The sequence below is a fragment of the Billgrantia lactosivorans genome (assembly GCF_003254665.1).
In the GTDB taxonomy this organism is placed as follows: Bacteria; Pseudomonadota; Gammaproteobacteria; order Pseudomonadales; family Halomonadaceae; genus Halomonas; species Halomonas lactosivorans.
Genome location: NZ_QHGY01000001.1, coordinates 650,443 through 663,570, shown reverse-complemented (window position 1 = coordinate 663,570; position 13,128 = coordinate 650,443). Strand labels below are relative to the sequence as shown.

The window sequence follows — 13,128 nt, the reverse complement described above, 5'->3', positions numbered from 1 at the left end:
GGAGGGTTATGTTTCCTCCTCAGACCGATATCCATTACGGGCAGAATATCAATTGGTTGACTCTTGCGTCAATTCTAGTGCCCTGCCTTTGGCTCGGGAGAGCTACGCTAGGAAGCAAGAAATCTGCCTGTGCGCGGTAGGGGAAACCACTGCTGAGATAAGTGTTTCGTCAATGAGTAAAGACCCGGATGGCTTTCTTAAAGCTATGAGAACCAATATTGCAAGTTGCAGGTGAAGAGGCCGCTTTCGCGGCCTCAGGGTATTAACGCTTAGGTGGGTTGTTTCCCCTTCCTTTGCCAGAGGGTTCACCGGTTTTGCTGGGGCCATTGGGTGGGGTAGTCTTTGAGGCAGTGCTTTGTGCACGCGCTGCAAACGAACCCTTGGGTACCGCACCACCATGCTGCTTTGCGGTGGCTGACTGAATTCTGGAAGCAGCGGCTTTGGTCATAGACTTAGACATAACGTACTCCTTGTGTGGTTGGTTGTCCCCGCTGGGACAAGGACCATACTAGAGACATCCAAGGGGACAAATGGGGACATTTGAGAAAATGGGTGCTAGGGATGAGCTAAGAAAGGCGATGAGGCAGCTTGGATGGTCCACACCGCGCCTGGCTGAGGTGGTCTATGTCGCTCGAAATGACGATGACGACCTTGAAGGGATAGCAAGGTTGGCCGAGAGGATTAAGAAGGAGTTTCAGCGAGAGTCAACAAGCGCCGATAAATTTTATGGATACTTAAAGATTCTTCAGGCTCACCCGGAGTACTCGAAGCTGGGTGAAGTTGTGCCGGTTTACCATTCAGGAACAGCTTTAAGTCCTCAGGTTGAGCGTGGTATGAAAAAAATTTCTGAGCAATTGTCGAAGGATCTACTTGATGAAGAGAAGGGGCGAAGTTTTGAAGAATAGCGCTATAGGCTGTGCAGTAACGGTAATCACCTGACACAAAGCCTCTGGGCCAGTCATCTGACCCAGGGATTTCGTTTCTGCTGTTTGCTTACTTCGCGGCCAGCACTAGGCAATCTTTGAGAGATTTGGACGGCAGATGGCTTGGGGATCCAGGTGCCGCTCTCGGCGGGCTTGCCGAAATCAATGTCGGTGTCGTCGCCCAGGCCTTATATCAGCGTCTGGGTGCTGGCACCGAGGCGAAGCCGCCGGCATGCGGATGACGCTGCCCCGCCTGGCTGCCAGTCGGCACTAGCCGCAGGACTTTGTCATCCCGGCGCTCTGCCGTGCCCAGCAGCAGCTCGACGAGATGCGCCGATTGCTCCAGGCACTGCTCCTGCAGGCCGGCACCGCGGGTCCAGCCGCCGGCGAACAGCAGCGGGCAACCCTCCTGGCCCTCGGCGCTCCGTCGGGCGGTGGCCTGGTTGTAGCGCTCGATCTCCGCCTGCGCCTCCAGGCAATTGGCATCCAGCACGTTGTGCTTGAACAGGGTCCAGGCCTTGGATTCCAGGGCGCTGTCCAGCGGCGGCAGCCGGTCGCGATAGCCGCCCTCGCCGGGAGCGGCGGTTATCGGTACGGGCTCGTCCAGGGGAGGGGACTGCCGCTCGAGCATCTCGCTGCGGGGAATCCGGTTGAGGTCGTCCACCAGGGAGACGAAGTACTGCGGCAGGCCCGCCTGGTTGTAGGCGGGGTTCTCCGCATCGTTCTGGTGGCGATTGGCCACGTAGTCGATGCGGTAGGGGAAGAAGGTGTCCTCGGGGTTGCGCACCTCGATGTTGTAGGTGCGCCACAGGTTGCGATCGGGCGGCAGGCGAGCGGCGGCGGTGTGGCAGACGCCGAAGCTGCGGGTGTAGCGCACCTTGCCGAGGATATGCCGCAGCTCCCGCTGGGTGTCGCTCAGGCCGTCGCCGAAGGTCAGCAGCGGCAGGGCGTCTTCGGCGTGGGTGGCCATGAACAGCAGGTCGGCTTTCCAGCGGCGTTCGCCGGGGGCTCGCTCCGTCAGTGTCACACCCTGGGGCGAGAGGCTGGCTTCCACCTCGATGCCGCGCAGGATCTGAACGCGGGGGCCCGGCGTATTGGGGTTGACGATGTGCGCGGCCAGCGCTTCCAGCCAGTGCTGGGCGCCGTGCTCGAAATAGCGGCGGTCCGGCGGCGAGCCGCCCTCCTGGATACGGTAGTACTCGAAGGGGGCCTGGAGCGGCATGCCGCCCGGGCCGCGATCGTCGGCGAAGTACATGGCCGAGATGCGCGGGTAATAGATGGTGCGGCGGATGCGCTCCAGCCGCGCCGGTAGCTCCGGATCCTGCCAGTCGATGGTGACGCTCAAACGCTCCGCCGCCGCGGCCAGCATGTCGGCGGGGGCGGCAGCGCAGGCGTCGAAGAAGTCGTCCACCGTATAGCGCGGCGTAACGCGGTGACTCTCCACCAGGGCGATGGCACTTTGGTGAACCACGGGGATCAGCAGCGCCAGCCGGCCTCCATCGACCTTGCACAACTCGCGGGCCGGGTCGCTGACGCCACGGAACAGCTCCTTGTCGTCGGTCAGGGCGATGCTGCCGTCGCGGCTGAAGTAGCTCTCGGTGTTCTCCAGCGGCTTCATGCGCTCCAACTCGCCGATCTCGCCGAGTATCGTGCGCAGGCGGTGGTAGGTCGCCAGGTTGACGTCATTCACGCCCAGGTCGGCCCAGCGGCGATAGGGCGTCTCGGGCTTGCCAGGGTACCGCCGCACGCCCAGGTCGACCCACACCGTCTCGGCGTTGCCGCCCAGGCTGGCCTTGCGCTCGAAGATCGTGACCTCGATCTGCCGGGCCGTCTCGTGCCCCAGCTTCTGGCAGCCGAGTTTTTGCAGATAGTAGGCCAGCGACAGGCCGGAAACCCCGCCGCCGATGATGGCAACCCGTAGCGGTGCATGGTCCATGGTGGCGCCCCCCGTCGTTGTTTTCACAAGAATCCACCAGGAGGGTGTTGCGTCCAAGAGGCTCAGATGAGGTGATACCGAAGTGATCCGTTGCGCTTGGCAGCGCTGATACCGGCGTTCGTGGTGATACTGAGCTGATGCGGTCGGTATGAGAGTTCTGAACTGGAATGCTTAGTGCAGTAAGCCGGTCGGTTTCCGACCGCCATTTCCAGAACGATCGTACGAGGTATCGACCGATGAATGCTCCGCAAACCATCGACAAGCAGCTGATCGCCCACGACTTCCGTGTCGCCATGCATGGCAAGCTCGAGCCCGAGAAGATCGACGAGGCCGCCCAGGCACTGGCCGCCTCCCAGAAGGCCTATCCTGCCAATGGCAGCGTAGCCAGCATGATCTTCTACCTGAAGTTCCAGGTGAATATCACCGATGGCAAGACCTTCGACGGCCATGCCGGCGGCGCCTCCTCACCGGGCGGTGGCGCCCTGTTCGGGCACGTCTATACCGATGACCTCGACCGGCTCTACCGCGATACCGTGAGCTTCGAGTTCCAGGCCACGCCGGTCTACCTGAGCATCCTGTTCTTCGACAGCCACAGCAACCTGCTGGGCCACTTCCAGTCGGGGGCAGTCTCCATCGTCACCGGCGTCGGCGGAGGCAAGGGTAGCTGGAGCTGAGCGGATAAATTGTCAATAGCTTGGCTATATACGGGGGCGCTTCGGCGCCCCTGTTCATTTGAGAGGGCATCGTCGCCTTAAGCTTTCATTGGCGTTGTCACGGAAGGGGGAGGCGCTGCCTGCCAGATGGGAGGTGCCTTGCGCTTTACCCATATCTCACCGAAGGTTGGATAGATACCTGGCTAACCTGGCGTCGTAACCGACGCGCCTACTTCGCGCCGCCGAGCTAGAGCGTTACCCGTAGGGTAGCGCCGCCGAGCTAGAGCGTTACCCGTAGGGTGCATGGAGGAGTAGAAACCATGTCCAAGCCGATCCTGTATATCGATATATCAGACATCCGACCGGGCAAGCTTGAAGCCGTCAAGGTGTTGATGGAGGATCTTGTCGCCTTCGTCGATGCACACGAACCACAGCTTCTCACCTACGAATTCTTCATCGACGAGACGGAAAGCAGGATGACGTGCGTCGCACTGCACCCCGATTCCGCATCGATGGAGTTCCATATGGATGTCGGGTGGGAGAAATTCCGGGCCTTCCGCGAACTCATTGATCAGCGATCCATTGACGTCTACGGAGATGCGAGCGAGAGGGTCATGGCACGGCTACAGAAAAAGATCGAGATGCTGGGAAAAGGGACAGTCATCGCACATCACCTACAGGCAGGTTTTGCGCGACTTGGCAGGGAAGCAACTCCTGGCATGACTTGAACTTTGCACCCTCATCAGGCGTCGCTTAGGCTCAGTAGGGTGCTGCCGGAGGAGGGCCAGCGGGGAGGCCGCCACACTTGATGAAGGCGGCAGGCCAGTTTCGGCTGGCCCGGGATGGCGGCGGTTGCCTGCCATGAATCCGTGGAATCCACAGGAGACAACTGAATCCGCGATGAGCTTCGTTCAGAACATCTTCATGCGAGCCTTCGGTCGCCCGGCGGGCCTATTGGGTAGAGTCGGCGGTACCATCATGGCCCGCATGAATCGTCGGATCGCCCAGCGGGTCATCGAATTGCTCGAGATCCAGCCGAGCGACAGCGTACTTGAGGTTGGTTTCGGTCCAGGCGTCGGAGTTCAACTCCTTGCCGATTGCGTTCCATCGGGATGCGTCGCCGGCATCGATGCTTCGGGGGAGATGGTCCAGCAAGCCAAGGCTCGCAACGCCAAGGGAATTCGTGCTGGCAGGGTTGAGCTTCGGCAGCATTCGGTAGAAGACCTGCCTTACCGGAACGCCACCTTCGACAAGGCCCTGGCGATCAATTCGCTGCAGGCCTGGCCCGATGCCGCGGCAGGGCTGCGGGAGATTCGGCGCGTGATGAGCCCGGGGGGTGTAATGGCGCTCGGTTTCACTCCCCACTCCGGCCAAGTGAAAGAGGGGCTGGCCGAAGTGCTCGCGGCTGCTGGATTCGCCGATGTCCGGCTGGTGGATGTGGATGAGGGGTTCTGTGTACTGGCGACGGCACCCGGCGAATAGAGCGCCGTTGCCGCCTGCGCTCGCGTTGCACTCGTTGGGGCTGCATGGGAGAGAGTCGCCACTCCGCCTTGTGCCACGCATTCCAGAGGAACAAGAAATGCTCAAGACCTACCAAGGCAGCTGCCATTGCGGCGCCGTACGCTTCGAGGCGGACCTGGACCTTGCCCAGGGCTCCTTCCGCTGCAACTGCTCTATCTGTCGACGAACTCGGTTCTGGCCCGCCGTTGCGAAAGAAGGCGGGTTTCGTCTCGTCTCGGGAGAGCATATGCTCACCGAGTACCTATTCAATTCCACGAAGAACCAGCACTTCTTCTGCAAGGTCTGCGGTGTCCGGCCATTCGGCGTCGGCAACGAGACGCCTATCGGGAAGATGTACGGGGTCAATATCGGTTGCCTGGAAGGCATTAGCGAAGAAGAGCTATCAGGCATTTCGATTACCTATGTGGACGGCATGAACGACCAGTGGCAGCAATTCCCCCAGTTCTTCGCTCATTTGTAACGGAGGACGATCGAGGAGCCGCCTATGCGCTGGAAATTCGCGTATGCCATCGGCTTTCATCCCTGGGAAGATACCGACCAGGCGTTCCATCGTACGCTTGCGTCGCTGCTCGAGCGCGAGGAAGAGGGCCGTGAGCCACCCTATGGGCGTGCCCTGGATGTCGGCACGGGTAGCGCCATCTGGGGCATCGAGCTGGCGAAGCGGGGCTGGGAGGTGACCGGGGTCGACTTCGTGCCAAAGGCCCTCGAGCGGGGGCGCGAACGGGTCCGGGCTGCCGGCGTGGAGATGAACCTGGTGCGCGGTGACGTTACCCGCCTGACCGCGGCTGAAGTGGGTTCCGGCTTCCGGCTCATCCTCGACACCGGCACCTTCCATGACTTCGATATCGAGCGGCAGCGGGGTATGGCCCGCAGCCTGGATGCCCTGGCCAGCGACGACGCGACAGTGCTCCTGCTTTGCTGGCCGCGGCGCCTCCGTCCGTTGATCCGTGGGGTAAGCCGCGAAGAGGTCGAGGCCGCCTTCACCGGTTGGCAGGTCACCGACGTGAAGCCATCTTGCTTCAAGCTGCCGCCACCGCTGGAATGGGTGCTGCGCCCGGATGAGCACTGGTATCGCCTGCGCCGTGCTTGATCCGCCCGCCTTGGCGACAGCCACCCCCAGGAGGACGAGGCGCCGTCTCGTACTCAGTTCACGATACCGATGCCCCCGGGCCAGATACCTGGCTCGGGGGCTCTGCATTCTGTTGCCGGATGATTTCGCCGCCAGCGCCGCAATCACCTTGGAACGGTTCAACTTCGACGGCCTGGGTGAGCTTGTCCAGGGCGATGCCGGTATCGATGCCCAGTCTCTCATGTAAGCCCCTTCCTACACGTTTATCGGCGAAGTGCCACAGATACCCACTGCCACGATTGATAAGCTTTGCGCGCGAGGGACTGCGATTCCCTAATTAACCAATAAGAGCGGCATCTTCCGGATGCAGGGAGGCATCATGGCCAACGAGAGCGGATGGCAATTCACCCTGGCCCTGGCCGGGGCCGACGACCTGGCGGTGGTCGAGTTCACTCACAAGGAAGCGCTCTCCCAGCCCTTCGAACTGTCGGTGCGCTTCGCCAGCCGCGATGGCAGCCTCTCCGCCGCCGACATTCTCGATCGCGAAGCCACCCTGACGATCTGGCAGGCGGGCGAGGCGCTGCGCCACGTGCACGGCATCGTCAGCGAGTTCGGCCGCGGCGATCGCGGCCACCGCCGCACCTTCTACCGCGTCGAGATTCGCCCCGCGCTGTGGCGCCTTTCGCTGCGCCACAACTCGCGCATCTTCCAGGAGGTCTCGCCGCTCACCGTGCTCAACACCCTGTGCGACGAGCATGGCCTGACCGATCTCGCCTTCGCCGCCACCCGCGAACCCGAAACGCGCGAGTACTGCGTTCAGTACCGGGAGCATGACCTCGCCTTCGTCGAGCGCCTGGCCGCCGAAGAGGGCCTGTTCTACTTCCACGAGTTTCATGACGGGCACCGCCTGGTGTTCGCCGACGCCCCTCAGGTGCTGCCCCACCTGGGCGAGCGCACCTACCACGGACGCGCCGGCGGCACGCCGCCCACGCGCCACGTGCGCAAGCTGCACCAGCACGCCCGGGTTGCCCCGGCTTCGGCCACGCTCAAGGACTACTCCTTCAAGAACCCGGCCTACGGTCAACTGCACGAGCACCTCGCCGACGGGCTGGAGGAGCACGCCCAGCGCGTCGACTACGAACACTACGACTACCCCGGCCGCTACAAGGCCGACGCCTCCGGCCAGGCCTTCACTCGCATCCGCCTCGAATCGCTGCGTCGCAGCGCCAACACCGCCGACGCCGAGAGCGACCTGCCCGAACTCGCCCCGGGCACGCGCTTCACCCTCACCGACCACGACCTCGATGAGCTCAACCAGGACTGGCAGGTGCTCGGCGTGGTCCATTACGGCAAGCAGCCCCAGGCGCTGGAAGAGGACGGCATCGTTCAAGATCATAACGGGGGCAGCGCTGCCAGCCTGCAGGGTCGGGCAGGCTCGGAAGCCATGACCAAGTACCACAACGAACTGGTGCTCATGCCCGCCGATCTGGCCTGGCGCCCCGAGCCCAACCCCAGGCCCCGGGTCGACGGCCCCCAGGTCGCCTTCGTCGTCGGCCCCGAAGGCGAGGAGATCCATTGCGACGAACACGGCCGGGTCAAGGTGCAGTTCCCCTGGGATCGCTACGCCGAACCCAACGAAACCGCCAGTGCCTGGCTGCGGGTCAGCCAGGACTGGGCCGGCGGTGGCTACGGCAGCATGGCGATTCCCCGGATCGGCCACGAGGTCCTCGTCAGCTACCTGGAGGGCGACCCCGACCAGCCGCTGATCACCGGGCGGGTCTACAACGCCATCAACACGCCGCCCTACGAACTTCCGGCGCACAAGACCCGCACCGTCATCCGCACCCAGAGTCACCAGGGCGAAGGCTTCAACGAACTGCGCCTGGAGGACCAGGCCGGCCAGGAGCAGATCTGGCTCCACGCCCAGAAAGACCTGGAACTGCTGACCAACAACGACCGCACCGAAGAGATCGGCAACGACAGTCATCTCAGCGTGCACCATCACCGCATCAGCGAGATCCACAACCACGACCACCTCACCGTGCACGGTCAGCGGCATACCCAGGTCGATGGCGACGACCACCTCATCGTCGGCGCCACCCGCCACGAAAAGACCGCCCGCGCCCAGCTCGTCGAAGCCGGGCAGGAGATTCACCACCAGGCCGGCAGCAAGACCGTGATCGATGCCGGCGCCGAGATCACCCTCAAGGCCGGCGGCAGCTTCCTCAAGCTCGACCCCAGCGGCATCACCATCGTCGGCGCCCAGGTCAGGATCAACTCCGGCGGCAGCCCCGGCTCGGGAAGTGGGCAGGGGGCCCAGCCCCCTGAACTACCCCAGCGCGCTGAGCGAGAGGAACATACCCAAGTCGCCTTCTCAGGCCATGGACCCAGCCAGCGGGCACAGCTGGTCGAGGCGGAAGGGCTGGGCGAGCGGGAGTTTCTCGTCGACGTCACCAGCGGTAGCCAGGACGGTCAGCAGGTTCGTCTGCGCAAGGGGCGGGCTCGGACGAATGGAGGACAGAACGGATGAGCGAAGCCGATCTCAAGGAACTGCAGGACGAAGATGTCGACCTGGGCGTGCGGCGCCGTGTCGAGTACGAAGACGAGGAAGATGGCACTTTGGCGCTGGTCATTCCCAAGCGTGAAGGCGGCGGTGAAATCGAGATACCGCTGCTGGAACATGCCAGAACCGTTTTCGAGCGCACCGATGGCAACCTGCAGGACAACACCATGCTGGCCGTTCGCCCCCTGGCGGAAGTCGGGCGCAATCGTCCCGTTCAGCGGAGTGGGGTAACGACCAATACCGGCATCGCTACTGCCATGCTGCGCCCGGGATACCTCTATGTCTTTTTCGACAACCGCCTGTGGCGCGAACTCGAGGTCGGCCCCGATGGCAAGCTCAGCGATGTAGACGTCGAACACTATCGCGAGCAGGCCGAGGGCGGCGATACCCCCAACGAGCGCGACAGCGCAGGTGAATGGCTCGATAACATCCTGCTGCCTGCGATGCTGCAAGGGCAGGCCACTTTGCACCGAGTGCGCCTCGCCTACAGCGAGATCGCCTGGAGCTGGCCCTATATCACCTGGCTCGAAGCCAATCCTGGCCGGCTCGAAACGCGCACCACCGCCGTCGGTCACGCCCATGCCGTCGTCCTCGACATGGAAGGCTGGCTCTCCATGCAGACCGGCTTTCCTGCCGGGCGCGTGGCTGACCAGCCGGAACTGCGCGAGCGTGATCTCGGTATCGAACTGATGCTACAGGCGCCGGAGTCTTTCACTCCCGACTTTACCGCGCCGCCAGGAAGCGAACTGTGCGCCAAGCTCAAGACCTTGTGGGAGCAGGCAGGGGAGACCGATCGCGCTGCCACCCTGGCGCTGGAGTGCGAGGCAAGTGAAGACCTCTTGGCTGCCATTCGGGAAAACGCTGGTATCGTTGCCGTGGCACTGCCGGACCCCCCGTTTACGTTGCGCCATGCCCTGGCACAGATCCACCTCGCCGAACACTATCTGGATGGCCTCGACAGCCGGCTGGCCGACAATCCCTTGGGACATTCGGCCAAGCTGATTCGCCAGGCTCTCTTCACCGCGCCGAGCGGTGGCGAGGCGAATCCGCTTGCCGAGTTTCGGGGTACCATCGACACGACAAAGCTCGATGCCACCCTGGAGCAGGCCGAACGCAACGCCGCGCTTGCGGTAGTGCGCTCACAGCTCGACGCCCTTGAGCGGCTGGCCAGCCAGGGCCAGCTCACTGCCGTGCTGCGTGATTTCACCAGCCACGATGAACTGGGCATCTGCGAAGGCTACGCCCTGTGTGGTGATCTCTACGGCGTACTGCAACAGCTTCCCGGTGTGCTCCACGACCAGGGCGACACCCGCCAGGAGGCCCGTACCCGGCAACTGCTCAAGACGCTGCTGACCGACCGGGAGTTGCAAGCGCTTTGGAGTGCCGACGAGAACGAGGCCACCGATGAATCGGCGGATGACGACACCAATGATGGCAGTGGCAATTTCCGGCCTGCCTTCCTGCGCCGGCTTGCCCAGGATGACCGCGACATCGACGAGGCCCTAGCCGAAAGCCTTGGGCTGGAGACCTTGGGGCTGGTCGCCCAAAACCAGTCCGAGCAGGAACAAACCCAGCAGGCCGGTGTGCTCAGCGTGGCCAACGCCATCAAGGTTGGCGGCTTGGTCAACACGGTAGTGGGGCAGTGGAGCCAGGCCGTGCTGCGAGTCGCGGAGCGGGTCGGCGACGACGTGGAAGTGGTTCACATGCGGCGTGTGTTCACCGCCGTTGGTGCCCATGCCAATCTGGTCGATGGCTCCCTGAGGGGCGAGCTACAAGTCATGCAGCGTGGCGAGGTCGACCTGAGCCGCTACGTCATCATCGGCGTGCATGGCGATGGTATCGAATGGGGCCTGACCGACCGCGACCGTACCAGCGGTGTGCTCCAGACCCAACGAGACTACCTCTACGCTGAGCAGGTGGATCCCAGGGGCAATGCGCAAGCCTCGACCAGCCCGAAGCGCATGTCGTCTGAAGTAGACGATGCTATCCGTCAGGCTGCCGGCCATGTCCTGGTGTACGTACTTCCCGCCGGCCACCCCGAAGCCGCGAAGGTTGCTCAACTGCGTCTGACCAAGCTTGCCGGTCAGGTGAAAGTGGTGATGGATGGCCCTTCAGTGTCGAGATTGTTGGTGGGGTTTGCGATATATAATCTTGGTAAAGAATTATCTAGTGCTGCGAAAGCGTATCAAGATGGCATGCTTGAAGGGCTTCAAGTTTCTAAGGTGGTGAGTGGTTTGGTTGATCTTAGTGCTGCCTCAATGAAGTTGCATTCAGTGTTATATCCGGAGCCTGTATCAGTAATCGGGCGTATTTCTCAAAGGCCTTTAGTTGATATGAAGAGCTGGCCTATTATTGGCAAAAGGTTGGCTAAAGTAGGAGCCTCTACACTGGTTCGTACTATTGGGCTATTTAACTTCTTCGCTGGTGTGATAACAGTGGGGGTTAGCAGTTGGGAGTTGCGCAATAGTTTGCAGCAAGGGGATCGCGATGCAGCTATTGGCCATGGTGTGGCGATTGCAGGAGGAGCACTGTTTCTTGCCGCTCCGCTAATGGCCGGGCTGATAATGGTTCCCGGCTGGGGCTGGGCGTTGCTGGGCCTTGGGCTTGCCATCGGCGGGTCCAGCTATGCCGCCATGAACCAGGATACCCCCTTCGAGCAATTGCTTAGGCAAGGCCCCCTGGGTACCCATCCTGCCAGTACAGTGACATCGGCCGACGATACCGTTTACTACCCGCAGCTGTTGACGCAGTTGAGCCCGGCTCAGATCGAGGTGTCGCGCTACGGCAGTTTGGGGGCGGAGGAGCGCCAGGCACTGCTGGAAAGTGTTTGGGAATCAAGCACTGATGCCCCCAGTAGCCGCGACTATGTGGTAACGATCAGCACGCCGCTGATCAGCCGCTACAAGATTGGCGAGACATTGAACCTGGCCGTGCAGGAGCTGGAGCAGACCGATACCGGTACCATCACCCCGCTTGGCACCTATGAGCAGCTCTCTCATATCACAAGGGCGCCGGAGCCGTTCGAGATTGGTAAACGGCAATTGCTGCCGCAGCAAAGTGCGGTACGCTTTCTGGTCAAGCGCAAGGTGGCGGAGGAGAGCTTCGAGATGGGCGGTACCAGCGTGACCTCCACGGCTCGCCTGCGTGTCGCCCTGCAGGCGAGAATCGAATGGGAGTTGGGCGAGATGGTGCTGCCTACCCCCATGCTCAAGGAGTACGAGCCCTTTGTGGAAGGGCAGCATGATGCGCTTCCGGCTCGGTCGTATCGCACGGTGAACAACCCTATCGTCGATTTCATCAGATCCTTTACAGGGCGTTCACAGGACCCCCGTTACTGGTACATCAAGGAATTTCAGGTATGAAAGAGGCAAGCTCCTCCCACTATGGTTCCGGTGCCTACCGTGCTAGTGCTATTCCTGCGATGCCGGCAGCGCCGAAGAAGCGAGAGCGTATTGGTGAGGAGCTGCTGCCTTTTGGGGATTATGCCAGTATCGACCCCTATCAGCAGCTCTGCGAGGATGCCGAGTTCGTTCAGCATTTGGATTGTGAGGACAAGGCGTTCTTCAAGACGGATGATTGGTGGTGGGATCACCAGCGCATTCGTTTTCTAAAAAGCAAGCTAGGGCTTTCTGTCATATTGATGGCCTTTCCCTTTTTTTATTTCTGTCTTTTGGTTTTAGCTCCATTTTATCTCTCGGGAGTGATTGTTTTTTATATGCAGGAGCGTGGTTATAGTGTTATGTTGGCCATGTTTTTGTTTTTGCTGGTGGCTGGAGGGGGGCTGGTATTCGCTATCGCGATTGCGGCATATACAACTCAACCTGTTTTTAATTGGCTGATCAAGTTTTTTGCATTGATTTTACGTCCCTTTAGTCGATGGTCTGCCAATCGAGCTAATCGCTATATGGAAAACCGCTGCAGCGAATTCAACCGCCAAACCGGAATGGTGAGTTTCGCCCAAGGCAAGAAGAAGCCACCGCTGAAGGCACCTTTCGTCGAGTTCGACGGCTATGTGGAGCGCGTGGTACAGCGGGGCGGTATCTTCTACCGCTTGATGTTCGTGCACCGCTATACCGGCAAGCAGTTCAACCAGACCTCGCTCAGCGCCATCGTCGACCACAAGCACGAGGTGCATGCCACGTGGGACATGCTGCAGCGTTACATGGACGTGAGCCAACCCATGCCCGACGTGCCGCGTTTGGAGCCGTTCCGGCATCTCGACCCCACCACCGCCGAGCACGACCGACAAACCGGGCGCGACCCGCGCTACTGGCGCGACCTGGACCTAGAGGCATGGAAGAAGGGCGAGGGCGCCGCCCACCTCAAGGCGCAGATCGAATATCCTTGGTCTCGCCAGCGTTGCCAGCTCACCCCGCAGCTTGGGAAGGTAGAGATGGCTGCCTACAAGGAACAGCTGAAAGCCGCGATGGCATGAGGAGAGACAGCTCCGCTTGCTGTGGTTC

General features: G+C 61.5%; 10 protein-coding genes. 9 read left to right on the top strand and 1 reads right to left on the bottom strand.

Going from position 1 to position 13,128, the window contains the following annotated elements:
* Positions 1-530 precede the first annotated feature (530 nt).
* Positions 531-905, top strand: coding sequence for a hypothetical protein (locus DIS04_RS20385; protein WP_162623008.1), 375 nt, complete (start codon positions 531-533; stop codon positions 903-905).
* Positions 906-1,116: 211 nt separating this feature from the next.
* Here DIS04_RS20385 and DIS04_RS02955 read toward each other — a convergent pair whose 3' ends face one another.
* Positions 1,117-2,886 (bottom strand): NAD(P)-binding protein, encoded by a 1,770-nt coding sequence (locus DIS04_RS02955; RefSeq protein WP_245904464.1) that lies wholly within the window; start codon positions 2,884-2,886, stop codon positions 1,117-1,119.
* A 209-nt stretch (positions 2,887-3,095) separates the two neighbouring features.
* Here DIS04_RS02955 and DIS04_RS02950 point away from each other — a divergent pair, with 209 nt between their 5' ends.
* From DIS04_RS02950 to DIS04_RS02910, 8 genes are all read left to right on the top strand, one after another.
* Complete coding sequence (locus tag DIS04_RS02950; protein ID WP_111412218.1) at positions 3,096-3,533, top strand: VapA/VapB family virulence-associated protein; 438 nt, start codon at positions 3,096-3,098, stop codon at positions 3,531-3,533.
* Between the two features lie 299 nt (positions 3,534-3,832).
* Entirely contained in the window at positions 3,833-4,240 is a 408-nt protein-coding gene (locus DIS04_RS02945) for a hypothetical protein (RefSeq protein WP_111412217.1), read from the top strand.
* Between the two features lie 172 nt (positions 4,241-4,412).
* On the top strand, positions 4,413-4,994 hold the full coding sequence (locus tag DIS04_RS02940) for a class I SAM-dependent methyltransferase (protein ID WP_111412216.1): 582 nt from the start codon (positions 4,413-4,415) through the stop codon (positions 4,992-4,994).
* Positions 4,995-5,091: 97 nt separating this feature from the next.
* Complete coding sequence (locus tag DIS04_RS02935; RefSeq protein WP_111412215.1) at positions 5,092-5,493, top strand: GFA family protein; 402 nt, start codon at positions 5,092-5,094, stop codon at positions 5,491-5,493.
* Between the two features lie 24 nt (positions 5,494-5,517).
* The gene (locus tag DIS04_RS02930; RefSeq protein WP_111412214.1) at positions 5,518-6,123 is read left to right on the top strand and encodes a class I SAM-dependent methyltransferase; all 606 of its coding nucleotides are present in this window, start codon (positions 5,518-5,520) and stop codon (positions 6,121-6,123) included.
* A 358-nt stretch (positions 6,124-6,481) separates the two neighbouring features.
* The gene (locus tag DIS04_RS02920; RefSeq protein ID WP_111412212.1) at positions 6,482-8,632 is read left to right on the top strand and encodes a type VI secretion system Vgr family protein; all 2,151 of its coding nucleotides are present in this window, start codon (positions 6,482-6,484) and stop codon (positions 8,630-8,632) included.
* Positions 8,629-12,027, top strand: a complete 3,399-nt coding sequence (locus DIS04_RS02915; protein WP_111412211.1) for a toxin VasX — start codon at positions 8,629-8,631, stop codon at positions 12,025-12,027. The genes DIS04_RS02920 and DIS04_RS02915 overlap by 4 nt, the downstream gene beginning before the upstream one ends.
* Positions 12,024-13,100 (top strand): MFS transporter, encoded by a 1,077-nt coding sequence (locus DIS04_RS02910; protein WP_111412210.1) that lies wholly within the window; start codon positions 12,024-12,026, stop codon positions 13,098-13,100. The genes DIS04_RS02915 and DIS04_RS02910 overlap by 4 nt, the downstream gene beginning before the upstream one ends.
* The last annotated feature ends 28 nt before the right edge of the window (positions 13,101-13,128 follow it).

Coding starts and splice junctions, on each gene's coding strand:
- DIS04_RS20385 (WP_162623008.1), top strand. CDS start 531: ATGGGGACATTTGAGAAAATGGGTGCTAGGGATGAGCTAAGAAAGGCG.
- DIS04_RS02920 (WP_111412212.1), top strand. CDS start 6,482: ATGGCCAACGAGAGCGGATGGCAATTCACCCTGGCCCTGGCCGGGGCC.
- DIS04_RS02930 (WP_111412214.1), top strand. CDS start 5,518: ATGCGCTGGAAATTCGCGTATGCCATCGGCTTTCATCCCTGGGAAGAT.
- DIS04_RS02910 (WP_111412210.1), top strand. CDS start 12,024: ATGAAAGAGGCAAGCTCCTCCCACTATGGTTCCGGTGCCTACCGTGCT.
- DIS04_RS02940 (WP_111412216.1), top strand. CDS start 4,413: ATGAGCTTCGTTCAGAACATCTTCATGCGAGCCTTCGGTCGCCCGGCG.
- DIS04_RS02935 (WP_111412215.1), top strand. CDS start 5,092: ATGCTCAAGACCTACCAAGGCAGCTGCCATTGCGGCGCCGTACGCTTC.
- DIS04_RS02915 (WP_111412211.1), top strand. CDS start 8,629: ATGAGCGAAGCCGATCTCAAGGAACTGCAGGACGAAGATGTCGACCTG.
- DIS04_RS02945 (WP_111412217.1), top strand. CDS start 3,833: ATGTCCAAGCCGATCCTGTATATCGATATATCAGACATCCGACCGGGC.
- DIS04_RS02950 (WP_111412218.1), top strand. CDS start 3,096: ATGAATGCTCCGCAAACCATCGACAAGCAGCTGATCGCCCACGACTTC.